The organism is Paenibacillus sp. PvR133, assembly GCF_017833155.1.
Classification (GTDB): domain Bacteria; phylum Bacillota; class Bacilli; order Paenibacillales; family Paenibacillaceae; genus Paenibacillus; species Paenibacillus polymyxa_B.
This window is the reverse complement of the sequence record NZ_JAFIBS010000001.1, coordinates 2,700,961-2,725,254: the sequence shown is the minus strand read 5'-3', so window position 1 is coordinate 2,725,254 and position 24,294 is coordinate 2,700,961. Positions and strand designations below refer to the sequence as shown.

Annotated in this window: 22 protein-coding genes; 3 read left to right on the top strand and 19 right to left on the bottom strand. The window is 48.6% G+C overall.

The genetic code is table 11. The features are described from left to right. Positions 1-12: 12 nt before the first annotated feature. The 8 genes from JOE49_RS11880 to JOE49_RS11845 form a co-directional block, all read right to left on the bottom strand. A complete protein-coding gene (locus tag JOE49_RS11880; RefSeq protein WP_071559030.1) occupies positions 13-1,818 on the bottom strand; it encodes an ABC transporter ATP-binding protein in 1,806 nt (601 codons plus the stop codon). A 142-nt stretch (positions 1,819-1,960) separates the two neighbouring features. After that, on the bottom strand, positions 1,961-3,457 hold the full coding sequence (locus JOE49_RS11875; RefSeq protein WP_209941289.1) for a nucleotidyltransferase domain-containing protein: 1,497 nt from the start codon (positions 3,455-3,457) through the stop codon (positions 1,961-1,963). A 47-nt stretch (positions 3,458-3,504) separates the two neighbouring features. Further along, positions 3,505-3,972, bottom strand: a complete 468-nt coding sequence (locus JOE49_RS11870; protein ID WP_209941286.1) for a lasso peptide biosynthesis B2 protein — start codon at positions 3,970-3,972, stop codon at positions 3,505-3,507. Between the two features lies 1 nt (position 3,973). After that, on the bottom strand, positions 3,974-4,276 hold the full coding sequence (locus JOE49_RS11865; protein ID WP_053324868.1) for a lasso peptide biosynthesis PqqD family chaperone: 303 nt from the start codon (positions 4,274-4,276) through the stop codon (positions 3,974-3,976). Beyond that, on the bottom strand, positions 4,263-5,306 hold the full coding sequence (locus tag JOE49_RS11860; RefSeq protein WP_160789045.1) for a dephospho-CoA kinase: 1,044 nt from the start codon (positions 5,304-5,306) through the stop codon (positions 4,263-4,265). The genes JOE49_RS11865 and JOE49_RS11860 overlap by 14 nt, the downstream gene beginning before the upstream one ends. A gap of 189 nt (positions 5,307-5,495) precedes the next feature. Then, on the bottom strand, positions 5,496-5,624 hold the full coding sequence (locus JOE49_RS11855; RefSeq protein WP_023987454.1) for a paeninodin family lasso peptide: 129 nt from the start codon (positions 5,622-5,624) through the stop codon (positions 5,496-5,498). A 52-nt stretch (positions 5,625-5,676) separates the two neighbouring features. Beyond that, positions 5,677-7,602: an asparagine synthase-related protein gene (locus tag JOE49_RS11850; RefSeq protein WP_209941284.1), complete on the bottom strand. Its 1,926-nt coding sequence runs from the start codon at positions 7,600-7,602 to the stop codon at positions 5,677-5,679. Beyond that, a complete protein-coding gene (locus JOE49_RS11845; RefSeq protein ID WP_209941282.1) occupies positions 7,599-8,867 on the bottom strand; it encodes a sulfotransferase family protein in 1,269 nt (422 codons plus the stop codon). The genes JOE49_RS11850 and JOE49_RS11845 overlap by 4 nt, the downstream gene beginning before the upstream one ends. A gap of 214 nt (positions 8,868-9,081) precedes the next feature. Here JOE49_RS11845 and ligD point away from each other — a divergent pair, with 214 nt between their 5' ends. After that, complete coding sequence (ligD, locus tag JOE49_RS11840; RefSeq protein WP_013309189.1) at positions 9,082-9,984, top strand: non-homologous end-joining DNA ligase; 903 nt, start codon at positions 9,082-9,084, stop codon at positions 9,982-9,984. A 69-nt stretch (positions 9,985-10,053) separates the two neighbouring features. Here the strand turns inward: ligD and JOE49_RS11835 are convergent, their stop codons facing one another. Continuing rightward, positions 10,054-10,998 carry a YitT family protein gene (locus tag JOE49_RS11835; protein ID WP_013309188.1) on the bottom strand — a complete coding sequence of 315 codons (945 nt, stop codon included), beginning with the start codon at positions 10,996-10,998 and terminating at the stop codon, positions 10,054-10,056. Between the two features lie 195 nt (positions 10,999-11,193). Beyond that, the gene (gene cls / locus JOE49_RS11830; protein WP_053324864.1) at positions 11,194-12,624 is read right to left on the bottom strand and encodes a cardiolipin synthase; all 1,431 of its coding nucleotides are present in this window, start codon (positions 12,622-12,624) and stop codon (positions 11,194-11,196) included. Positions 12,625-12,770: 146 nt separating this feature from the next. Here cls and JOE49_RS11825 point away from each other — a divergent pair, with 146 nt between their 5' ends. Both JOE49_RS11825 and JOE49_RS11820 read left to right on the top strand, forming a co-directional pair. Further along, positions 12,771-13,802, top strand: a complete 1,032-nt coding sequence (locus JOE49_RS11825; RefSeq protein ID WP_075153895.1) for a M23 family metallopeptidase — start codon at positions 12,771-12,773, stop codon at positions 13,800-13,802. A 45-nt stretch (positions 13,803-13,847) separates the two neighbouring features. Next, positions 13,848-14,309: a bactofilin family protein gene (locus JOE49_RS11820; protein ID WP_209941274.1), complete on the top strand. Its 462-nt coding sequence runs from the start codon at positions 13,848-13,850 to the stop codon at positions 14,307-14,309. Between the two features lie 39 nt (positions 14,310-14,348). On the opposite strand, the gene JOE49_RS11815 is transcribed toward JOE49_RS11820, so the two are convergent. The 9 genes from JOE49_RS11815 to JOE49_RS11775 all read right to left on the bottom strand — a co-directional run bounded on the left by JOE49_RS11815 (position 14,349) and on the right by JOE49_RS11775 (position 23,747). Then, positions 14,349-15,434, bottom strand: a complete 1,086-nt coding sequence (locus JOE49_RS11815; protein WP_209941272.1) for an AI-2E family transporter — start codon at positions 15,432-15,434, stop codon at positions 14,349-14,351. 243 nt (positions 15,435-15,677) lie between these two features. Next, the gene (locus JOE49_RS11810; protein ID WP_023987446.1) at positions 15,678-16,460 is read right to left on the bottom strand and encodes an ABC transporter permease; all 783 of its coding nucleotides are present in this window, start codon (positions 16,458-16,460) and stop codon (positions 15,678-15,680) included. Next, positions 16,453-17,373: an ABC transporter ATP-binding protein gene (locus JOE49_RS11805; protein ID WP_068938660.1), complete on the bottom strand. Its 921-nt coding sequence runs from the start codon at positions 17,371-17,373 to the stop codon at positions 16,453-16,455. The genes JOE49_RS11810 and JOE49_RS11805 overlap by 8 nt, the downstream gene beginning before the upstream one ends. 109 nt (positions 17,374-17,482) lie before the next feature. Continuing rightward, positions 17,483-17,974 (bottom strand): hypothetical protein, encoded by a 492-nt coding sequence (locus JOE49_RS11800; RefSeq protein ID WP_023987444.1) that lies wholly within the window; start codon positions 17,972-17,974, stop codon positions 17,483-17,485. A gap of 131 nt (positions 17,975-18,105) precedes the next feature. Further along, on the bottom strand, positions 18,106-19,083 hold the full coding sequence (locus tag JOE49_RS11795; RefSeq protein ID WP_209941270.1) for an LCP family glycopolymer transferase: 978 nt from the start codon (positions 19,081-19,083) through the stop codon (positions 18,106-18,108). A gap of 14 nt (positions 19,084-19,097) precedes the next feature. Beyond that, a complete protein-coding gene (locus JOE49_RS11790) occupies positions 19,098-20,438 on the bottom strand; it encodes a UDP-glucose dehydrogenase family protein (protein ID WP_209941268.1) in 1,341 nt (446 codons plus the stop codon). A 51-nt stretch (positions 20,439-20,489) separates the two neighbouring features. Continuing rightward, positions 20,490-21,299 (bottom strand): WecB/TagA/CpsF family glycosyltransferase, encoded by an 810-nt coding sequence (locus JOE49_RS11785; RefSeq protein ID WP_209941266.1) that lies wholly within the window; start codon positions 21,297-21,299, stop codon positions 20,490-20,492. Then, the gene (locus JOE49_RS11780; protein ID WP_209941264.1) at positions 21,277-22,518 is read right to left on the bottom strand and encodes a glycosyltransferase family 4 protein; all 1,242 of its coding nucleotides are present in this window, start codon (positions 22,516-22,518) and stop codon (positions 21,277-21,279) included. Before JOE49_RS11780 ends, JOE49_RS11785 begins: the two co-directional genes overlap by 23 nt. Further along, positions 22,515-23,747 carry a glycosyltransferase family 4 protein gene (locus JOE49_RS11775; RefSeq protein ID WP_209943603.1) on the bottom strand — a complete coding sequence of 411 codons (1,233 nt, stop codon included), beginning with the start codon at positions 23,745-23,747 and terminating at the stop codon, positions 22,515-22,517. Before JOE49_RS11775 ends, JOE49_RS11780 begins: the two co-directional genes overlap by 4 nt. Between the last annotated feature and the right edge of the window lie 547 nt (positions 23,748-24,294).

Here is a 24,294-nt window from a genome sequence, read left to right as displayed (position 1 = left end):
AGAAAAGTCGGGTTAAGGGGTGGCGGTGACACTGCTTTGATACGATAGTAGCTGACTGAACGCCCCCCGCTCCTCTTGTTCCAGTTGGTGGTAGTTCCCCTGCTGTATGACCTCGCCTTGATCCAGTACGACAATTTGATCCGCATGTCTGATGGTTGACAGGCGGTGAGCAATGACGATCAACGTCATTTGACCTTTCATCCGTTCCAGTGCTGCCTGAATTGCGGCTTCATGCTCACCATCCAGCGCACTTGTCGCTTCATCTAGTATAAGTACCGAAGGATGATGCAAGACAGCCCGTGCTAATACTAGCCGTTGACGTTCTCCTCCAGACAGACGAATCCCGCGATCTCCAATTACTGTGTCCAGCCCTTCGGGCAATCTGGATACAAAGTTGTCTGCGGCGGCAAAATGTAACGCCTCCCATAGCTGCTGCTCACTAGCATCTTTATCTGCCAGCATCAAATTTTCGCGGACAGTCGCGTGAAATAAAAATGGGTCTTGTGACACGTAGCCAAACGACTGCCGCCACTGGAGCAACAATTCGTCGTCCAGAACGAGCCCGTCTATTGTAATCTGCCCCCCAGTTGGACGTAAAAAACCCATCAGGACATCGACCATTGTACTTTTACCTGCTCCCGATTTCCCTACAATGGCTGTCATTCCCCGAGCGGGTATGAACAAGTTAATTTGACGCAGCGCAGACTCTGCTGCACCATCGTAGCGATAATCCAGATGGCTGCATTCGATCCCATGACGAAGGGACAGGGGTTGCCGTACAGATGCAGATACAATCAATGACGGATCCGTGAAAGCTTCGCACTCCTGTTGCACCTTGGTGACACTCTCAAAAGCGGAGATCATAGACATGATGTATTCCAGACTCGCTTGAATAAGAGCAAATCGGGGCCATAAGCGTGAAAATATAAGAATCAGCACAATCAGTTTTTCAGGAGTAACATGCAGCCACTGCAGCGATGTAAATATGACACAAGCGACAAAAACAGCTGCCGCTGTACGATGAAAAAACTGTGTGGTCGCATTTTGCCGGACAAATTGGGTCGTATTATCCTCCATGCGTTGTGTCAGGGAGCGAAACCAATGGATATTCGCCGCTTCCAACAGATTGCTTTTAATATCTTTCATGCCGTTCATGTGATCCGTAATTCCAGCAAAATAAACCTGCGACAGCTCAGTGGTACGATCACCTAATTGTTTGGCATTTCGAATGGAGCGGCGGAACACGACAAACAGCCCCAATCCACTCAGAAATACCAGCCCGGTTAAAGAGGGGGATAACCAAAAAGCCAACGCAATCTGGATCATCGTAAACATGACAGCAGTAGTCAGTTGAAGAAGCAAATTCGTTCCCTGACTGACACGCGCCAGCTCGGTCGTCATCACATGGCTAAAATCAGATTTACGCTGACGCAAATAAAATGCCCACTGCGCCTTCATAAAGGAAGTGTACACGTCTATTCGCAAAGAGCGCATAAAACGCTGCTGAATCCGCGAATTCAGGATGGATTGGTAACGCTGAAGCAAAGCCTGCCCTGTAAGCAGCACTATAAAAACCATCAACATCCCCGGCAACAGCCAGCTTTTAGGAATGAACGGCAAAAAATGTTCCAATCCACCAGACAGAAATGGCATCCCTGAATGACCAACAAATACGCCGATAGCCGCCAGCATAGGAACAAGCATATAAATGCCAAAACCCTCCAGCAGGCTGACAATGATCATACATCCAATATTGAGAAATAACGCACCGCCGTTCACGCTATACAGCTTTGTCATATATAATCGCAGGTGAACCATAATGCACACTCCTTATCCAGGATTTTGAAAAATTCGATTCCAGTCGCTCCAAAGTGCAATATATAGACGAACTAGACCATTTCGATCTATATATTGTTCATTGAAAGTCGCTTATTGGATTTTTGCAAAATCCTCTATCAAGTCAGTGCTTTGAAAATCGCCGCTTCAGCCAAAGAAATGGACGTAAAGGGATATACAAAAAATGCAGCTGGCGAGGCAGTGGAAAAACGGCCGAATCCCCCGTAGAAGGAAACAAACGGCTGATGAGGTACCATAGTCTGTGTCTTGGCTCTTTTAAGGAAAGCAAGTAAGTGCGGCTGACCGGCTGATGGGCAGCCGCCGTGTTTCTGGTCATGACTTGGCTGGAGGCGACAGCTGGAGTAATGGGGGCACAACTGGTAGCAGTGCTCATCGGGCTATGATCGGCGTTACTGGCATCTTCCGTGATGCTAGTAACGCCACTGGTGGCAAGCATGGCTGCTTCGCCACAGGTACCGCATACCGAAGCACCGCCATCCGGAGGGGCGGCTTCCGCTTGCTCCGCCAAAGCTCTGCTATGCAGCAGCTCAGATGGAGCAAGCCTACCTGTACCCGACCCGTGGGCAATCGGGTACGGTGCGGGAACGCTGGCCTGCATGAAGGCCAGCGCGCTCAGCGCGAGCCTGTGCGCCTGCCGGGTAGCCGATACCGGACGCATCGACTCCGGTATCGGCGTACCCAACAGCGCAGCGGCGAGTGCCCAAGCCTGCCCCCCAGCAGGCAGGCCCCCGTAGCGGCGCATCATCGGCAGTAGCGCCTCCCAATCGACAGCACATACCGCAAGCCTGTCGATGTCAACCAGCCAGCGCAGCCTGAACCAGCCGTGACGCGCACCATGCGCACTCAAGTACAGAAATTGATGCTCGCTGCCAAGCGTATACATACAGGACGTCATCACAGTCCTGTTGTCGGCAGGTCCCAACGGTACCTGCCGACTGGTTCCTGCAGCTTTGCCCATTTTCCGGCAGTTCCACAGCTCGTCAAAAGAGGGTTCCCCACCCCCATCCGGGTGAAGCCGCCAATGCAACTCAATCTCTACCCGTTTTTGCGGATGGAGGTAGGATGCATGGTGGTCCTTCCATTTCCAACTACCAAGGACACGCACTTCTCCGCTCTTGGACGCATATCCGGCTTCCTTCATCCAATGCTCAGCCTCATCCATATCGTCAGGGGCAATGAGTAAATCGATATCCTTGGAGGTACGCAGAGAAACATCCCCGTACAACTGCTGCGCCAGAGCAGGACCCTTCAACATAAGCACACGAATTCCATGAGCTATGAAGAGCCTGGTCAGACGCTCGGCTTCTGCTTGAAGATGGAGCATGCGAAGCGTGTTTCGATGATACTGCGCCTGAAGGTTTCGCAACAATTCTGCGGGAATGAACGGATGATTCAATGTTTTCAGTTGGAGATACACCGTAGGTACCACTCGATGGTGCTCGGTCAGACGTAAAAAGCGGACCCAATCCATCTCACGCAGCTGGGTAGCAGCAGTCTTATCCTGCCAATGAGAAACGTCTTTCCCCAATAGAGAGAGTAACAACGTTAATTCTTGATCCTCATTCCAATTCGCAAGTTCCAAAACAGACTTGGTGGGCATGCATTCTTCTCCTTCTTGTCTCATCGCATTAAAGCAAAGAACCGCCTTTATCTTTCATTTTTTGTATTTGTAGCCATCACAGCACGTCTCCCGAATATCCCCACCACCGTAAATGCTTCCATCTCCCGTTTCCCCGTAACATAAATCGGTCCGCTACGTACCCATGCATGTGCGGCCAAGCGTCCAGCGGCATTTTTGGCTGTGCCCAGATACAGCGTGCAGTCCAGTTTTCTGCGCCCCAGCAACGTCATCGCCGCAGCGGCTTGTACAAGACAACTACTGCGCCAAGGAGTATAACGGCTTGCCAGCTCCACAGCGTGCGAAATCTGCTGAATGGACTTCTCCTGCCTGACATCACACTGCCATGGAGTTTCTTCCATACATATGCCCCAAACCCTTGAGTAATCCCCAAAAGAACGACGCTGGCGCAGCCTCGCCCATCCCAGCTCCAGCCAGGCTTCCGGCAACAATTTCCTGACCTCTGGAGACAGGAGAAGAAGCCGTTGTATCCGCATGTTATACCGACTCCCGTAGAAGCTTTAACAGTCCTTCCCGCTCCAACTCAGCCACAAAGGTATGTACCTGCTGTCTGCACTGTTCCTCGTCCACCTCATATTCATTCGTCAGGACAGTTACGATATCGCCAAGTGAAGGACCGGATTCTGCCAGTTCCCAGATTCGTCCTCCTGTGAAGCCTAAGTTATAATATTTACCAGTGTTAATGCTCATCATCACTTTTTCTCCGTCCATATCACTGACATAGACCTCTTCACCGTAAATGACGCGATAATGGTCCTTAGCTGAATTAGTGGCTGCCATAACTCTTTTCCTCCTTACGAATGATATCAAGTACCCGTTGTACAACCTCGGACGCAGTAAAGACGGAACTATCCCTCAGCAGCCGCCAGCCCTCTACTTTACGAGCCATCCTAGCCGCTGTATCAAACGACCATTCACTCAAACCCATTCGCGGAATAATCACCCTACGATATGTATGTTGTAGTAATGTATGCAAGCACTCCAGAACGTTCAAGGGCTGTTCCGTAACCGCCACTAGCTCCCCTTCGCGCATCAACGCACGGATTGGAGAATCTGCCACAAGCTCGAATACGCCCCCTAAGAGCAGCGGATCGTTAAAAAATTCATCTACGGCGGGTACAGCATATTTATTCAGCTCACCTGCAAGCATACGCAGATCACTGTATTGTGGCATTACAGAATTGCCATCAGTTAGGGACCGTATGTTATTTCTTTTGCGTGCATGCTTGTTCTCCCGTAAAGCCTCCAGTTGGAGCAAGCTATCCAACCCCAGCTTTTGCTGCGGATAAGCTGGATACACGATGGCTGAGGAAGCCGTAGCTTTTACAGCAATCACGTCATCACTAACCATCTGATAACCTGCCTGCCTAAAAGCAGCAGCCAGTGTCGATTTGCCCGTACCCGATTCACCCACAAATGCGTAGGCCCTCCCCCCGATGACGACCGCACTTCCGTGAATAGGTAATATTCGTCTTTGCATCAGCAGAACACCCATGCATGTACCCAGCACAAACAGCCGCACGGTGTCAGGATCGGCCCCGGAGAATATGCTTACTTCGATCTCCTTGCCTTCCCTGACGGCATAAATGGCCGTGCCTGGTATTTGGAACATAAATCGCTCATCTAGCATCACAAAATTGGCCTGCTCCAGCTGACCACTCCATGCAGTTAAATCAGCCTGTCGAATGACTACATCCTCTACTGCTTCCGGTGCTGCCAGGATCAGCTCAGGCAGATTCAGCTCACTGGCAATTCTGAGTCCAAAGGCTATATATTTCGTCCAACTGACATTTGTACTCCTGTCATGCACGATAGGACTCACTCCTCTGTCCTTAAAAATCCCGTCTTTATTTCTTGGGCAATACCTCTAACCCGAAGAAATAAAGACGGCTTTGTATTGAATACGAGTCCAATGGATTATGCTATTCTCGTTCATTCAGTCGTTATCGGACCAGTTTTTTGCTTCCAGCCCAACATCGGCTGCATGTATAACCATGTGTTAGCTTGGATTATGAAGATCGGCATCGTGGTCAGACACCCAGTCAATCTGTTTCCAGCCTTTACCCGCCATAGTCTGGTTAATATCCAGCACCTCTATCGTCGGTTCCTGCCATTCTTTTTTACTCATCTCATCACCTCCCCTCCAACGAATGGCGAACTGTCTGACCGGATAGGTTCGATCAGTTCAATCTACAGAGAAAACGGTACACGATCAGGCTATGCATTAGTAGTCGTATATTCGGATCAGACGCCTGCTCAGGGCGGGGGTGGTGAAGTTTCGCCATAGCCGTCTTAATAAACTCAATATTGAGATATTCGGCGGCTCGTAAATCATGACACATCAGTTGAAGCTCTCCCATAAACGTATCCCAGCAAGGAAGCATTCGATGTAGCCAATCTGCAGGCTGTACACCGCGTACCCGCTGGTTCAACCGAACATCATCAGGTAGATGATCACGCATGGCCGTACGAATGAGGGCACGGTCCCGACCGTTTTGCACATACTGTTCAAAAGGCACCGATAAGCAAAAGCGAATCACTCGGCTGTCTCCGGTCGGATCACGTTCCCACAGGCCATACCGTAGTGAAAGTTTGGTCGCGACCACACCATTTTTGTTAGCAATCGCCAAATTCGAAAATTTCTCTTTTCTCGTCTGATCGGCGTTTTTCATCCAGCCTGTTCCGCTCAATACAGGAATATCTTCTACATGCATCCGTTTGGCAAACTCCGGGTGAATCAGTGAAGGAACGGGACTTCGATTGCTACGCCGCAGCCATGAACGAGATTCAAGCGAAGTCGCTTTTTTCAACATCACAGGGAGTAGATGAGACATACGCCTGCCCGTAAGCTTGCTGTACCGCCACAATCCCTGAAAGGATTGCAACCAGTGCAAACGACGAAACTGCCGGGCATAATAGTCTAGTGCAGGGCCCCACGATACGGTAAAATTGCCTCGTGCCCCGGTCAATAGTACACCGACATTGTGCTCCTGTGCTTTTTCATAAAAACCTCTGATCCAGAAGGAGTTTTCAAAATATTTGTAGGGTGCTTCCATGAGTTCCAGCCAAATATCAATTTCAGAAAACGGACTTTTACCCTCAAAATCCATATAATTCTCGTGAATGTTGCCTACATAGCGAGCCGTAGACTGAATATAGCTTCGTTCGTTCGCCATCAATGTAGGCGGTGTCCAGTCTGTAAAATCTTGAACAGGCACATAGCTGTAGGCATGCAGCGGCTTTTGTTGCAAGTGCAGCGATGGCGCGGCAAAGCTGGCAACCGCCCCGGAATCCAGCCCTCCGCTCAAGGCAGCCCCTACAGCGCGATGCGTCCGTAGTCGGGCAGTGACCGCCTGTGTGAACACCTCGCGGAAAGCTTCTATGTACTCGCCCCCTGTTTTGAGCCGCAGTGGCTCTACCTTATCCAGACATGCATATTTATGAAGGGTTCGCTTCCCCTCCTCCATAGTGAACCAATGTGCAGGAGGAAGCTGGTTGATATGCTTGTATGCGGTCGTTCCGATATCAACGGATTCCTGCATGGCACGGATGGACAAAAATTCGGCCAGCCACGGTTCATGCAGTTCTTTTCGCAGAGAGGACAGGGTCAAAAGTGGAGCGACTACCGTGCTAAACGCGAATCCTCGATCATGTTGGTAGATGTACAGCGTACGATTTCCTGTCACATCTCGAGCACCATATAATCGATGTTCCTTGGCATCCCAAATGACAAAGGCAAAATCACCTATCAGATAACTGGCTGCTTCCACTCCCCATTTGTCATATGCCAGCAAAATCAGCTCGCTGTCCGTGATATCTTGCCGCCGTTCCTGCTCAACTCCCAGCCGTTCAAACAGCTCGGAACGATTGTCAATAATCGCATCCGCCGTGATTGCCAAATCTCTTAGCTCATCATAGAAGGGAAGACGCTCATGAACAGATTCCGGGGTCACATGCTGGGCATGACAACCCAAAAAAATTGAGCCTTCGCACCAAGCGCATACGCGGTCAGCGGGATATTTTCGCAGGGCTTGCATCATTTTCCCGCCTTCTTCGGTGCTTACGGACTCATGTCCAAAGCTATAGATTCCGGCAATCGCACTCACGTTCTTCCCCCTTTTTCTTTTCCTATGCTTGATAACGCTACAGACGCCAAGCGCCCGAGCTTACGGGCAAAGAGGCTGCGAGATCGGAGACTTTGATTTGGGCGTTGATAGCTTTGGAGCTGAGCGATAAGACGGTTCCGCTCCTGATAGCTATGTGCCAACCTGTTTTCCAGTGATTGGATCCGCCGATCGTTCACGATCTGGTCCACCTCCATCCTTGCCAGATCTTGAGGTACAGTATGATGGGTTGCATTTATCACAAGTTCTCTGTTATCTGCATCCCGGTCTTCCAGCATCCGATAAGCTGCCTTCCATTCAAAGCCGCTTTGTTGGAGAAATTGTTGTGTACGTTGACTCAGCAGCTCTATATCCGGCTCCTCTTCAAAGCGGACTCCAGTCATCTGCTCAGCCTGCTCCAACGCTTCCGCGTAACCAAGCTGCCTAAACATGCGGGACCCAATGCTTCTGCAATACAGCTCAATTTCCGTTTTACTCAACAAATGTTGCCAGCTATGTACCGAATCCTGATGCGCCTGCTCATGCTCTCCTACGAATGGATCACCCGCTCCCATACTATAAAAAAGACTGGATTTGGGCGTATCCGCAAAGTCTCCGTACTTTTCCATCCCCGGCTCATACTTGATCCCCAGAAAACCGCACAGCTTCTCGATCTCCATCGTTGGATTGGATACGAGTTGTTCATACCTAAGCGGGTATGCAAGTGGATGAGGTGTAGCAAAATAATGAGCATAACGGAACAAACCAACCGTAATATCCGTCATTTTCATATTAAAATGCGGACTCCCCAGTTCCTCCAGCAGTTGAAAACGTCCATTCCGTAGCTGATTGACCTTTTTGAATGAGGCCACAATGGCTAAAGGATTCCGGATAAGCCACAGCCTGCGGGCATCAGGGAATAAACGGTCTATAAATTCCAGCACCGTATAGTAACGCGGGGATTTGTCGATAAGCATATCTGCTGTAGTTCCTTGAAGCAGACCATTATATATTTCAAGTGCATACGAACGAGAGGCCTGCTCCAGTACATCGGAGGAAACCATACCTTTAAAAAATTGCCGAAGTATCCCTGTTCCTCCATATGGCCGTGCATGTGACTGAGGAAGATCATATAAACTGAGCAGAAACCACATTTCCTGTGTGGCAAACAGGCGGGAATGGTTTTGCAAAATGGCGGTAAGCAGCGAACTTCCACTCCGAGGGACACTTAACAGGAATACCAGCCCTCCGCCTTGCTTTTCAATCAAGCAAACTCCTCCTCTACCTCTGCTCAAGACACTTTAATAGATACATATCGTATTTTTTATTATAAATTTATGATACATAATGTATCTTGTCAATCCCTTTGATGGATAAATTCAGCACTTCACGTTCATGTTAAACCATATGTAGATCTATAAGTGCAACAATCAGCCTGTAAATAAAGATTTTGCTGCATGTTAGCCAAAGGAGGATAGCATTATGGGACAAGCTGTTAAAGGTACTATTACCATTGAAGGTCAGGAAATTCCTATCACCAACCCGGATAAACCACTGTGGCCTGAAGCAGGCGTGACTAAGGCGCTATATCTTCGCAAGCTCGCGGTATTGGCTCCCTTCCTGCTCAAATATTGCCATCATCGTCTGCTGACCGTCATCCGCTGGCCACATGGGATTCACGGTGATTTTTTTTATCAGAAAAATGCCCCACGTCCTCGGCCGGACTATATTGAAACCGCTCTGCATGATGGTATTGAATATATCGTGCTCGGCAAATTGCCACAACTTCTCTGGCTTGGTAATCAAGCTGCGTTGGAATTCCACCCCTCTCTGCATGAAGCGGGAAGCAAGCTGCCCTGTGAATGGATGATTGACCTTGATCCATCCAGAGAGGTGGAGCCACGTATTATGGAGGCAGCCTCTATTGTCGGTGAAGTACTGGCTTCGCTTGGTTTGGATTCCGTCCCCAAAACTTCCGGGGCCACAGGTGTACAAATTATCGTTCCCATCCGTACAGGCATAACCTTCGACGAACTTCGCAGCATCGGGCTATTAGTTGGACAGTTTGTGACAGAAAAGCACCCGCATCTGTTCACACTCGAACGGTTAAAGAAGGATCGGGGAACAGCCATCTATTTTGATTATTTGCAGCATTATCAAGGGAAAACTCTGGCCGCTCCTTATACCCCGCGGGCACGCCCCGGCGCTACGGTCTCCACTCCGCTAACATGGGAAGAGGTACGGCAAGATGTATCACCACTTGACTACCATTTGCTGAATATTGAGGAACGACTAAACCAGGTAGGCGACTTGATCGACAAGGTTCCTCCCCAGCCCGTAGAAGACGTCCTCAAGCATATGCGCACCAAGGCACACCGAACCTGATCCATGCTTGGAAGAACAAAAAAGGGGACGAACCCCGCAGCCATTAGGCTGAGAAATTGTCCCCTTGCGCTAGTGTATTCCTTTTTTCTTAAAGCGTCCGCCCTTCACATCGTGAATGTTACCGATCGCAACGAAAGCGTGCGGGTCCCAATCTTCAACGATGCTCTTCAGCTTCGCTTCCTCCAGTCGGGTAATGACGACGAAAATCACTTTCTTGCTTTCGCCCGTAAAGCCGCCTTCACCTTCCAGATAAGTTACGCCCCGTCCAAGACGATCCGTCAGGGCATCCCCAATATCACGGTATTTTTCACTAATAATCCAGACCGATTTGGACTGATCCAGACCTTCAATCGTAATATCAATCATTTTCATGGCGATATAATAAGCAATCATGGAATACAGGGCATTCGGCCAACCGAACACAAAACCTGCACTTCCCAGAATGAAGATATTAACGAACAGTACGATCTCACCGACCGAAAAAGGAGTTTTTTCACTGACGAGAATAGCTACGATCTCTGTCCCATCCAACGAGCCGCCGGACCGAATCACAAGACCCACCCCAACACCGAGAATGACGCCCCCAAAAATAGCGCCGAGCAGCGGTTCGCCAGGAGTCAATGCACTTACATTGTGAAGTAACGCGGTTCCGATGGACATAACGATAATGCCGAATAAAGTGGATAAAGCGAAGGTTTTACCGATTTGTTTGTATCCGATAAGTAAAAATGGAAGGTTCAACAGGGTCAGGAAAATACCGAGTGGATAGCCAGTAATCTTGGAGGCCATAATGGAAATACCTGTGACGCCTCCGTCGATAACGCCGTTAGGAACCAGAAATATTTCGAGGCCCACTGCCATAAGCGCCGCACCGAAAATAATCATGGCCGCACGCTGAAACAGGCGTTTTGCTTTGTTCTTCGGATTAGCTGGAATTTTGCTGATCTTGGTCAACTCTCCGGTTACATCTGTGATTTCAGACAGATTTTGAACTTCCTTGCTCACTACACTCATATATAAATCCCCCCGTTACAGTATGGTATATTGGACCGAAAAAGGGGCTGCTATCCGCAGTCCCCTCTCCTTTACCGCGCTTGTGTTATATGAATAGTATACCATAAAACTGTGATTTTGCGCAAAAAAGTTAGCAAAGAGCACATAAATCACAATAAAGCGGGATTATATCGATAAAAACGGCGAAAACCGCCTTTAAAGGAGTGGAGAGAGCATGCGAGTTAGAATTTCAGCTATTTTCTGAGATCGAGGCCGTCTGCGGAACACGTTTAAATCTATGCGTGAGGAGTTGGAAATGTCCTCTACAAAATCTTCCGAAAGCCGTTCCAGCGCTGAATTAGCAAAAACTATAGCGGTCAACTCAAAATTATAGAAAAAGCTGCGCATGTCCATATTGGCGGTCCCGACCGAACCGAGTAAATCATCAACAATCACCACTTTGGCGTGAATAAATCCTTTTCGATATTGGTAGAACTCCACCCCTGCCTCCAGCAATTCTTGCACATAGGATAAAGACGCCAGATGAACCAGCTTCGAATCGGATTGGTAGGGAATAATAATCTTCACATCTACGCCACTGACTGCTGCCAGCTTGAGCGCCTCATAAATCCCCAGATCGGGAATAAAATACGGCGTCGTAATCCAAATCCGCTTTTTGGCAACCGTGAGCGCTCCAAAACACATTTCCTGAATCGTATCCCAAACCTGATCGGGACCGCTGCTCAAAATCTGTACTTCCTCATCCCCGGTGCAGGTATGTGGAGGAAATAAATTCACATCCATCAATCTCTCCCCCGAGGCCAGCTTCCAGTCGCTAAGAAATGCATTTTGCAGAAAATAGACGCTATCTCCTTCAATCTGCAAGTGTGTATCCCTCCAAAATCCCACTTTGGGGTATTTTCCGAGATAATCGTCGCCTACATTAATCCCTCCTACAAATCCGATCATGCCGTCCACCACCACGATTTTCCTGTGATTGCGATAGTTAATCCGGCGGTCCAACGTGGCGAAAAACGGAGGTAGAAAATAATGAAATTCCACTCCCGCCTCACTACAGGTACGAATAAAGGAATAGGGCAAATGGTAGCTTCCTACACCGTCCACAACGAATCGTACCTTTACTCCCTCACGTGCCTTGCGGATCATGACCTCTTGAAACTTTCTTCCGATTTCGTCGGCCCGAAATATGTAAAACTCCACATGGATATGATGTTGTGCATGTTCCATCGCTGTCAGCATAGCCTCGAAGGTTTCCTCACCGTTCGTCAGCACACGTGTGCGATTACATCCAGTCAACGGGTTTTCCGACATACGAATTAACTGGTTAAACAGACGCTCCTGATGCTTGAAATGAGGATTATGCATTTGCTCCACCTGTTCAATCACCTTCGATTGCGCCCACAGACGCTCGCGAAATTCACGAAACAGCTGCGATCCCCCTTTTCGAACCATTTTGCGCTTCTGATAATCCTGTGCAACAAAGTAGTACACGACAAAGCCAATGAGCGGGAAGCAAAACAAAATAAAAAGCCAGGCTACCGCTTTGGACGGCTTGCGAAATTCAAAGAGCAGGATCGTCCCGGTCTGAAAAATAAAAACAATTAAAACCAACAGCAACCACAGCATGTCTAAGCCTCCTTATATATCTCAGGATTTTGCAAAATCCTCATCTACGTTTTATACTAAGCTCCAATTTTTTTGACATGTTTGCCTCTTAAGCTGAATAGATAGTAACCAAGCACTATAGGAGCGATGTCCGGAAAGGAGCGATTATGAAAAAAGGAAGCCTAAATCGCCGGATGACCCTGCTTGTTATTCGGGATGCACAGCAACCGCCCAAGCAGCTACAATGCTCTACAGCCGCTGTCATTCTCGTCCCAACTCTTGTGATCGCGTCTATCTCTACACTCGTGATCGGGCTGCAAATCCGTTCTTCCCATATTATCTCCCAAATGGAAACGAATCTTGCTGTCCAGAGTTTGCAGATGGAGGTCACGGTAGCGGACAAGGATGCAGCCATTGGGCGACTACGGCAGGAAGTCATGGAGCTGACGAATCAAGCCACCAATATTCGTGAACGCCTTCAGCGTGTAACGGAGCTGGAACAGCAAATGCAGCAATTCATTCGTAAACACGGAAACTCATCTGCCACAAGTAACCATAAAAAGACCATGACGCCGCTCTCCTGGGATGCTTCCGGCCATATCGGGGGCGAGCTGATCGCAGTGCATGAAAATACTGCCCTCCTAACTCGCCAGGCAATGGATGATTTTCAGGAGATCGAATCTCTGTTGGACACGGTGGAACGTACGGTTCCCCGCTCTATTCAGCAAGCAAATGCCGTACAGCAGAATCTGGAGCGCAAACAAGCCGCACAGCTACTCCAGACTCGTAGGCTGGCTCTTGCCGAGCAAGGGAATCCCTCCATTTGGCCTGTAGGTTCACGGCGAATGACCTCCAGCTTCGGCTATCGCAGCGACCCTTTTACAGGCAGATCTGCCTTCCATTCAGGCGTGGACATTGCCGGACAAACCGGTGATCCTGTCTATGCAGCAGGAGCTGGCACCGTCTTGGAGGCTGCTTCTAGCGGAGCCCGCGGCAAGTGCATCATCATCCAGCATCCTGACGGACTCCAGAGCTGGTATATGCACCTGAGCGGCATGCAGGTGGCTCCGGGGGATCGTGTCCACAAAGGACAGACCATCGGTCTGCTGGGAAGTACCGGAAGGAGCACAGGACCTCATCTTCATTTTCAGATCGTCAAGCATAACCAACCTGTCGATCCATTACTGTATGTACAATGAGGATTTTTGAAAATATTCACAATAAAAGATTGGAGGAAAACCATCATGTTCAAGGAATCCAAAAAAAAGCTTTCCGCCCCAGCTATGGATACACTGCTCGCTAATGGCACCAGCTTTGAAGGTACAGTTGAGGCAGAGGCCAATATTCGGATTGACGGTCATTTTCAGGGCGATATCCGCAGCACTCGTACTGTCGTCATTGGAGAATCTGCTGTTGTACGTTCGGATATCATCGCACAAGACGTCATTCTTGCCGGTAAGGTGTTCGGCAGCATTACTACAGAAGGACGACTGACCATTACGCCGACAGGTGAACTGTACGGAAATACCGCGACCACTGCATTGGTCATTTCTGAAGGCGGTATACTGGACGGCACAATTCAAATGAACCGAACAAAGGGTGTAGAGTTGTCAACTTCTACGGATGAGTCAAACGACGAAACCCAATCTAGTTTCAGCAAAAACAAGGAGGATAGCCAAGCCGCTCTGCAATCCGAAGCAGGATAAAATCAGTATATACTCCTTTAAATCCAGTGCATTCTCCATTCATTCCATAATATCCTCCACTCTGCGTTCCAAAAATAATTGGTACACCTTGCGTATGACGATTTTTCCGCACATATACAATGGAATCACCAAAATGATACCCAGAATCCCGAGCAGGTCGCCACCAACTAACAGTAAAATAACGACAGTCAACGGATGAATATCCAGCTGCTTGCCAAAAACTATAGGTGACAGCCAATTATCCTGAATTTGCTGTGCAGCGATCACCACGACCAGGGACCAGAGTGCCATCGAAGGTGATTCGAGTAATCCAATAATAACCACAGGTATAGAAGCAGCCACTGCCCCCACATAGGGAATAAAATTAAGAAAAATCGAAATAACGGCAAGCAGCAAGGCATAAGGCAAACCAATAATTAAAAATCCAAGAAACATCATCACACCCAACGCGACATTAATCAGCACCCGACTCACGATAAAGCTGCTGAGTGCACTATCGATATCATCCATAACCTCCAATGCGTCCTTGTGATATTTTTTTGGAAAGAAGTTTAGCATTTTAGGGCCAAACTTGCTCCCTTCCTTCAGCATGTAATAGAGCAATATTGGAAAGGTAGCCAATACAATAAAAAAGTAGGACACGAACGATACCAGCTTTACCGAATAATCAGACAGTGTCGAAAAAGCTTCGTTCAACGTATCTGACAGTTGTGACAGCGGGTCTTCACCCGGAGGCAGCACTTGTCTCAAGGATTGATTATGCCGCCATTGGCTCAATTGATCAACCAGACTTTTAATGAGCTTCGGCGCATTTTCAAATAAATTGGTAACTTGATCACGCAGCGTAGGCCACACACCCCATGAGAAAACAAACAATAACACTCCAATGACCAAATAAATCAGCAAGATGGAGATAGATCGTTTGATTTTTCTCCGTTCCATTACATCTACAATCGGCCTCAATAAATAATAGAGGAAAAAAGATAGCATCAACGGTACAACCAGCAAGCTGACCAAAGATACGAGAGGACTGAATATAAAGCTTACTTTGGTGCCCAAGTAAATGATGAGTAATAGCATGACAATACCCGTAGTCAGACGAAAAAAACGATTATTTTGCAGCATATCATGCGGCCCCCCTCTATTCTGTTTCTCTCTACCTCTTTAAACGCAAAATGACCCTATTGATTGATTCTTGCTGAAAATAGATTACAATATACCCCTGCACGCAGAATGTGTAGTAAAAAATGACATAGATACAGCATAAAATAGTCTTAAATGAGGATTTTGTAAAATTCTGAAATAACAAAAGGACGTCCAAATGCTAGGCATTTGAACGTCCTTTGTGTTACTCTATGGCACTTCGATTTAGGTCGAAACATCACGTTTTACGAAAACCACCCAGGCAATGGCGATAAAAATCACATAATATGCGGCCAGCACGGTGAGCGAAAAGGTTAGACTGGAACTTACCGTACCCGGCGGCATATCTAAATATTTTTTCAGATCCATATGCGTAAATAGAACGTATTTGGTCCATTCAAAACGATCTGTGCTGAACAAGCCAATCGTGTTATAAACTGTTTTGGTGAACATCATGAACAGTGACAGCCCAATCGCCAAGGCACTGGAACGGAAAACAGCGGACAGCATAAAAGCAAAGGCCATCGTCACGAACAAGGCGATATAGCTATACAAAAAGTTCAGCGTTACATAAGATATCGGATCACTGAACAGTGGAACAGAACCCGCTGGTGCATCCTTGGACAACATCAGCCATGAGGACAGCGTAACCATCAAAATCAAAATGATCGTTCCGAGCAAACTGAACAAAATCACGGATATATACTTGGACAACAATATTTTGCTGCGAGTCCAAGGTCGGATGAGCAGCAGCTTAATCGTTCCCCAAGTAAATTCACCAGCCACCGAATCAGCGGCTACAATGACCGTAAACGTCGTATTGAGGAAAAATGTAAACAACGTCGTCAACGCAATCCCATCCCACACACTGACCTGATCGGAAACCAGGGAAATCAGCATCGGAATCACAGCAGTGATGACCGCCAGCAGCCCCAGCATAATCCATGTGCGCACACGCAGGTAAATTTTCAGATTTTCGTTATGTACCAGCTTGAAGAAATCACCCAATGACCCCGCCTCCCGTCACTTCCAAAAATTGATCTTCCAGCGTACGGGCAACCGGGCGAATCGCATATACTTTAATGCCATTTGCAGCCAGCAGGCTGTTCATCTCTGCAATCTGTTCCCGCTCCAGGTGAAGCAGCAGTTGATTACCTTCGACGCGCCCTGCTCCAGCAAGCGCATAAGCTTGTTCGGCATCATTTACCTCAAAAGCAATTTCCGCCTTATGCACTTCCTCCCCTGTATTCTTCAGTTGCTTGATATCAACCAGCCGTCCGCTCTGAATAATAGCTACACGGTCGCACATCAGCTCCATCTCGGACAACAAATGGCTTGATACGAATACAGTAATTCCTTCCGTACGGGTCAATTGACGCAAATAATCCCGCAGTTCACGAATACCCTGCGGGTCCAAGCCATTGGTCGGCTCGTCCAGCACAAGCAGCTTCGGTCGATGCAAAATCGCCTGAGCTACCCCAAGTCGCTGCCGCATCCCGAGCGAGTAGGTTTTTACTTTATCGTGAATCCGATTTCCGAGTCCCACCAGACGAATCGCTTCTTCCACGCGCTCTTGGGTCACCCCAGGAGACATTCGCGCAAAATGCTGCAAATTTTGATAACCTGTCAAAAACTTGTACATCTCTGGATTCTCAACAATCGCGCCGACATGGGCAACAGCCTTTTCAAAATCGGTATTGATGCTGTCTCCACAAATATGAATATCGCCCTTGCTGATCGAAATCAGGCCAACCATCATACGGATGGTGGTCGTTTTTCCCGCACCATTGGGTCCAAGGAAACCAAATACCTGCCCCGCCGGAACCTCCAGCGTCAGATCATCCACGATCGCTTTTGAGGAAATGATTTTACTCACACCCTCCATACGTATGACGGGAACCTGTCCTGTCGCTTGCTGCATGCTTTGAAACTCCTTCCATCCGGAGTGAAGCTGTGATCCATTTTACTGTACATTTCCGGTTTTGGAAGTATTGTACCATATTTAACCTTTTAGAAACACCACACAACCTCTATTCCTTGTCCTTATATATCCAAAGCACCCGCCACTTCTCATCTTCCTGCGTCACATAACAAGGCTGTACGATATCAAAGTTGCCGAATCGGGTCTTGTAATGCTGAGTGACCGTAATACGGTAAACTTTCCCTAACTCTTCTCCATTCTGATCGGTACGAATGTCATATTCAGCCTGCGGCTCCCCCAGTTCAAACGTGAACGTATCCGTCCCCATATCCTGCATAAAAACGTGCGCACGCTGCTGTACATACGTGGACTTCTCGAATTTCTTTTTCATTTGCGAATGAAAAAGCTCCCATGAGCCTCCGAAATTTCCCGATTGCTCCATAGTGTAGAACTCGTTCAGTGCTTCTACCGCTTGATCGCCCTCGCCTGTAGACATCACCCCATGCAGACCCAGCCACAGCAACCATAACAATCCACATATGATTGCAAAATATAATAGCTTACGGACGAACGCCGAAGCCGCTCTCCTTCTAAACAGCACACATTGCCCCTCCCTCTGTTGGACTATACCGAATTCTCTACAGATGTATGTGGGACAAGCCTTTTTTAGAAGACTTTATAAGAAAATAACGGGTGACCTCCCAATAGGGCACCCGTCTACATAAGGCTTACCTAAGGCGATATGGCCGTGGTAAGCATGTGCTTCTCCAGCACTCCATGGATACGCTGGCGTTCCTGCTCATCCACAATGTAATAATACACGCCGTTGATTTTACGCCCATGTCCCTTCAGCTCAACGCTATCCGTCTGCTTGAGGGACGGACCGATCCGGGTCAGGAAGGTGGTCATATCGTCAAAGGTAATGTCTGTGCGAATCTGCTCCCCCGCTGCCTCCAGTATCGGTTTTACCCTCAACAGCCCTTCCTTGCTGATGGACTGGGCAAGAATTTGCTTGAGTAGCTCCCGTTGGCGAGCATTTCTTCCGAGATCCCCACGTGGATCATCAAAACGCATACGGGCGTAGGCCAACGCCTCAGCCCCGTTCAAGTTCAAATTACCCTGCGCAAAATGATGGCCCTCATATTGAAAATCAAGTGGGTTATGAACCTCGACTCCCCCCACAAGGTCCACCATTTTCGCAAACCCTTCCATGTTCATCTGTACATAGTAATCTATCGGATGGTTCAAAAAATGCTCTACCGTACGGATCGACATATCCACGCCCCCAAAAGCAAAAGCGTGATTGATTTTGTCCTCACGCCCCCTGCCGATCAACTCTGTTCGCGTATCACGTGGGATGTTGAACATCAACATAGAGCCTTCGGCAGGGTTAACAGACAAGACGATCATCGTATCCGATCGTCCTGGATCGTGAGGCCGCCGATCTACGCCCAGTACCAGCACGGTGAACGGCTTGAACTGGGAGATGGCTGCCGGATTGGGTGTACTTGATCCAGAGTCTGTATCTACGGATCGCCCTGCTCCGCCCGTTGCAAGGGTAGAAACCGACCCAGGCTGCACGATGCTGCGCGGATGATACATCGCATTCGCCGCTGTTTTAAAGGAATGATACACATAAGCGGTGTAGGCAGTAGCCCCTACGACCAATAACGCCGCAGCCCCCAATGTCATCTTCAGCCATCGTTTCATATGCAGCCTCCCCTTTACGGATTTACTACAGACTGATAACGATCTACATCCAGATTGTTCATCTGTGGCCTACCGACAGAATAGTATGCAAAGGGGGATTGTCTGATTTGCTCCTCGCTGTACACATTGCGTCCGTCAATCATAATTGGATACTTCATAAGCTCATTCAGCTCACCCAACCCGATATCACCAAACTCTTCCCATTCCGTCAATAGACACAGTGCGTCACATCCCTCTGCCGCTTCTCGTGCGCTATCTGCCCACGTTACTTCCGAGCTGTCCAGCAGTCGGCGGAAGTTAGCGGTAGCGATCGGGTCATATGCACGAATTTGCGCCCCTGCCTCCAGCAGCGACTGCATAATATCCAGCGCCGGGGCATCTCTTACATCATCTGTATTCGGTTTAAAGGCCAGCCCCCATATGCCAATCGTGGCTCCTTCCAGATCACCCAGCGCCTCTTTTAGCTTACGAATCACGTTAAAACGTTGCCCCTGATTCACTTCCACCACAGATTTCAGCAGCTTGAATTCATAGTCCACGTTGCCAGCAATTTGGATCAGAGCTTGTGTATCCTTGGGAAAACAGGAACCCCCATAGCCGATACCAGCAGACAAAAAGGAGGAACCGATCCGCTGATCCAGCCCCATACCGTGTGCCACGCGTGTAACGTCTGCGCCCACCTTTTCACAAATATTTGCAATCTCATTAATAAACGAAATTTTGGTCGCCAAAAAAGCATTCGACGCGTACTTGATCATCTCCGCCGAACGGATATTCGTGGTTACGATATTTGTCGTCAACGGTTCGTGCAGTGTAGTCAGCACAGTGGACACATGCGGATCGGAAGCTCCGATGATGATTCGATCTGGCTGTAGGGTGTCTATGACTGCTGAACCTTCACGTAAAAATTCGGGAACCGAAGCCACACCAAACGGATAATTTGTGCGGCTCGCAATCCAATTTTGAATACGTTCGTTCGTTCCGACAGGCACCGTGCTTTTGGTGACAATTATTTTGTAGCCATTCATGGCGTCTGCCACCTCGCAGGCGGCTTCTTCAATATAGGACAGGTTCGCTTCTCCGCCTGGCAGCGAAGGTGTACCGACTGCCAAAATAACAATTTCGGCTGCCTCCACCGAAGCAGCCGTATCTGTTGTAAAGCTTAGTCGGCCTTGTTCTACATTATCTTTAATTAGAGCCTTTAATCCCGGTTCATAAATCGGCACCCCACCTGCACGCAGCTGATGAATTTTATCCTCATTCTGATCTACACAGACGACGGTATTCCCGAGTGCGGCAAAACAGACCCCCGACACCAGCCCGACATACCCTGCACCAATTACACATAACTTCAAAGCAACTCCCCCTTTTACATGCTGTCTCATTGCATCCTGCTTTTACCGACTTCACTTCTCTATATCTCTTCCTGCAAGCCGATTATGATAAAGCGTAAGCCGTTTGTTTTGCCGATAAGATTTTAGAAAACGGTATACATACATCGGATTGTTATAGGCATACCTCTTCCATAATCGCTTCGGTTCACAGATCAGACGGTACAGCCACTCCAGCCCCAGCTTTTGTATCGCTAGTGGCGGTCTACGAACCTTTCCAGTGATATAGTCAAAGGCCGCCCCTACTCCAATCATCACGCCATGAATGCGGTCTTTGTTTCGATGCATCCATATTTCCTGCTTCGGGCAGCCTAAGCTGACGAATATGATATGCGCGCCGGACGCATTGATTTCATCAATGATCCGCTCCTCCTCATCTGGGTGAAGCTCACGAAATGGTGGTGAAAAGCTGCCCGCGATGCGGATTCCGGGGTAATCCTGTTCTACTCTTTCTTTTAAGCTATCCAGCGTATCCGGCGTACTGCCGTAAAAATATATACTCACCTTCGTCTGTGGCGCACGTTCGCACAACTTGAGCATCAGACTGGGACCATCTACCCGATCCTGACGCTCAAATCCGTACAGCTTAAGCGCCCATACCAACGGCATACCGTCCGGAGTACACAAATCGGCTTGAGTGAGCGCTTCGTGGAACCCGGAATGATTCCCGGCTGTGACAATGGAATGCGTGTTGCAAATACAAACATAGCCGTCCTTTCGTTCGACTGCCCATTGTTCCAGCATGTGTACCGTCTCCTGAAACGTAAGTGCTGCAATATCTGCATCCGCAATCCTTCCGACTCTATATTGGGGCAGCTGTTTCATAATCACGCTCCTCCATCGCCTCGCTATATATCGCCATCAGCTGCTTTACATTCACTTCTTCCGTATAGCGTGCAGCATAATTTTCCGACACCTTCTGTCTCATAGTTGCATAGTTTTCATAGGCTACTGCACAGCGAATCACAGTCTTTATATTTTCCAAATCATCATGTTGAAAATGGAAACCCGTCACCCCGTCCTCCACGACTTCCTCCAGTGCGCCGAGCCGGCTGCATAATACCGGGGTTCCAACAGAAAAAGACTCTACAATGGTCATGGGAAATCCTTCATACCAAATGGAAGGCACCATGACATACATGGCTCGGCTCATGCAATCCAGTACCGTGTCTCCATCCTGCTTACCGAGAAACCGAACATCTTCCTGCGGATAAGCAGCGGCCAATTCAGCCTTTTCCGGACCATCCCCAATGATGACCAGTCTAAATCCCCCCCGATCTTCCAACTGTGACCAGGCTTGCAGCAGATTGCGAACCCCTTTTTCAGCAGAAATCCGCCCCACGAACAACAAATAACGATCATTCGGGTCATACTGGGTTTTCACTTTTTTATGATGGATAAAATTCGGCTTTACCGCGATACGATCCAGCGGAATACCGCTTTCGGCAAATTTGTCCCGTGCAAACTCCGTCAGCGCAATATAGCGACTTACCTTGTGCTGCCATGTGCCGATCAGATCGTTGAACTTAATCATCGCCGCCACCGGAATCGTCTGAAGCTGTGAACCTCGATAGCATCCATGACGGATGGAGTGCAGCAGCGTGCCGTGCAGACATTTTTCACAAACCTTATTCCCTCGCATAAAGGTTGCCGCCGGACAAATCAGCCTGTAATTATGCAGTGTCTGGACAACCGGAATCCCCAGCCGTTCACAAGCATGATAGACCGAAGGAGATATAACTGGGAAAAAATTATGCACATGCACCACATCCGGCTTCACCTGTAAAAGCAGCTTCTTAATTCTTTTGAATTCCGGCAGGGACCATGCCGCCTCTACTGCCAGCTTTGCCATGTTCGCTAGCCCTCTGCTTTGAATGCTGTCGTTGTGCACATAGTAATGCTCTGTCTCTATTCCTCTGGAACGCAGCATAGCCGATTCTTGCTCGACAACCTTGTCTTCTCCCCCGCTTTGCTGATAAAAGTTATGGATGATCAGCACCTTGCTTACAGGAGGGTTCATCTGTCTGCTGACCTGTTGGCTCACGTGGCTGCCCCTCTTTCCTGCGTTGATTGCATAACGTGGTTAGAATCCCCGGGCTTGATCCCTTGATGGCTTACTATTTCATCCGCAATGCGATCCCACGACATACGCTCGACCGTAAGGAAGGCCTTCTCCGCCATACTTCGTCTCAGCTCAGCATTATCCAGCAAAGCGCCTATCCGACCAGACCATTCCTCTTCTGAAAAGCTTCTCAGCATGACTCCGCTCACTCCGTCCTCAATCAAGGTAATCGAGCCCCCGTTTACCGAAGAGATAATCGGGACGCGAAACAGCATGCTTTCCAGCAGCACCATACCAAAAATATCGTATTGGGTCGGAAACAGCATCACATCCGCCGCTCCATAAACCTGCCACAGATGACGTTGCTCCACTCTTGAAAAATGTATAATACTGTCCGTTATTCCCAGTTCATGAGCATATGTCCAATAGCGGTCTGTGTCCGTCTTCCGTCCATTCCCGACCATTAACAAAAGGCAGCTAGGATGCTTTTGGAGTACCCTTTTGAACGTACTCAGCATAAAACGTATATTTCTCCGTTCCTCCAGTACACCAACATACAGTAGCACCGGACGATCTCCGATTCGACGCAGCTCATTCGCGACCTCACGGTTTTCCTCACGTTCTCCGCTTATGTCTTCACTGTTGTTACTGGTGTCACTGTCGAATGCTCTCTCTACTTTACTGCGATCCAGTCCGACTCCAATCGTAACCACGTTGTCAAAACCTTTATTCTCCAGATAGCGCTTGGCGAGATCGGATTTGACATAGGTACGGCTTAGAGATTTTGCTACCTTCGGCAGCAGCATAATATCGTACAGTTTGCGGATCAGCGCGTGCGTGTTATCCCGGTATGGGCCGTGATACAACGCCAGCTTATCAGGGCATTTGCGGGAAAGCAGATAGGTCATGATCTGGTTGTATTCTGTAGTAATGACCAGACCATAGGCATCCAGAAAAGAATCTTTGAGAACATCTCTGTAGATGCTGTTGCTTAAGAACTTAAACCCGTGGAGCCAGATAATACGCAGGGTGCATCCTTCGTGACGGTAGACCTGTTCCAGATGGGTTTCCTTACGATCGTTGTAGTAAACAATATCGCAATCGTAGCCTTTTCGAACGAGTGCTTTGCCCAAACCGACTTCCTGTAAATTGTATGAGTCCCCGTTCACCTTGCTGGCAAAATTGCGGAGATACAATATTTTTTGAATCATCATCAGGGCTCCTGCCATTTCATATTGGGTGAGTTATGGCGGCGGGGTTTAGAGACCGCTGCGCGTTCCATTTGATCTTCCGATCGCTGTTGCAGTCGGATTCCTGGATATATAAAACACTCCGAGGTAAGAATCCCACTGCAAAGGCGAACGCTAGCGCTTCTTCAGATTCAAATGGAACGCTCCGCTGCTGACCGCCGGGTCCATAAAGTCACCCCATTTAAAAAAAGGGAATGCTGGGCATGAAGTGCCCTCGCTGCGCGGATATACGCGAGCGAATGCATGCAGGCGTTGACTTCGCGCTACCTTGTATACCGATCACATTAGCGATAAATGATTGAACAGCATAGAGCTACTACCGCAGGGCTGACCACGAGACCTTAACTATGCTAGATTGCTGCCTGCTAAAAGATTGATATCCACTGAACGCTGTCACTTTGACAGAGAACTGTGCTGAGTGTGCCCTACGCCGGCATACATGCCCGGCGTGAAGTTCGCGGCGATAAGGCGAAGCTATCGCCAGGCGGCTTTTACCTTCCCCACCTTA

Excerpts from the sequence above, each read along its gene's own strand:
- JOE49_RS11855 (WP_023987454.1), bottom strand. The coding sequence starts at position 5,624 with ATGAGTAAAAAAGAATGGCAGGAACCGACGATAGAGGTGCTGGATATT.
- JOE49_RS11865 (WP_053324868.1), bottom strand. The coding sequence starts at position 4,276 with ATGGCAGCCACTAATTCAGCTAAGGACCATTATCGCGTCATTTACGGT.
- JOE49_RS11805 (WP_068938660.1), bottom strand. The coding sequence starts at position 17,373 with ATGCAGCAAGCGACAGGACAGGTTCCCGTCATACGTATGGAGGGTGTG.
- JOE49_RS11795 (WP_209941270.1), bottom strand. The coding sequence starts at position 19,083 with ATGAAACGATGGCTGAAGATGACATTGGGGGCTGCGGCGTTATTGGTC.
- JOE49_RS11775 (WP_209943603.1), bottom strand. The coding sequence starts at position 23,747 with ATGATTCAAAAAATATTGTATCTCCGCAATTTTGCCAGCAAGGTGAAC.
- JOE49_RS11835 (WP_013309188.1), bottom strand. The coding sequence starts at position 10,998 with ATGAGTGTAGTGAGCAAGGAAGTTCAAAATCTGTCTGAAATCACAGAT.
- JOE49_RS11880 (WP_071559030.1), bottom strand. The coding sequence starts at position 1,818 with ATGGTTCACCTGCGATTATATATGACAAAGCTGTATAGCGTGAACGGC.
- JOE49_RS11785 (WP_209941266.1), bottom strand. The coding sequence starts at position 21,299 with ATGAAACAGCTGCCCCAATATAGAGTCGGAAGGATTGCGGATGCAGAT.
- JOE49_RS11825 (WP_075153895.1), top strand. The coding sequence starts at position 12,771 with ATGAAAAAAGGAAGCCTAAATCGCCGGATGACCCTGCTTGTTATTCGG.
- JOE49_RS11820 (WP_209941274.1), top strand. The coding sequence starts at position 13,848 with ATGTTCAAGGAATCCAAAAAAAAGCTTTCCGCCCCAGCTATGGATACA.
- cls (WP_053324864.1), bottom strand. The coding sequence starts at position 12,624 with ATGCTGTGGTTGCTGTTGGTTTTAATTGTTTTTATTTTTCAGACCGGG.
- JOE49_RS11870 (WP_209941286.1), bottom strand. The coding sequence starts at position 3,972 with ATGCGGATACAACGGCTTCTTCTCCTGTCTCCAGAGGTCAGGAAATTG.
- JOE49_RS11815 (WP_209941272.1), bottom strand. The coding sequence starts at position 15,434 with ATGCTGCAAAATAATCGTTTTTTTCGTCTGACTACGGGTATTGTCATG.
- ligD (WP_013309189.1), top strand. The coding sequence starts at position 9,082 with ATGGGACAAGCTGTTAAAGGTACTATTACCATTGAAGGTCAGGAAATT.
- JOE49_RS11875 (WP_209941289.1), bottom strand. The coding sequence starts at position 3,457 with ATGCCCACCAAGTCTGTTTTGGAACTTGCGAATTGGAATGAGGATCAA.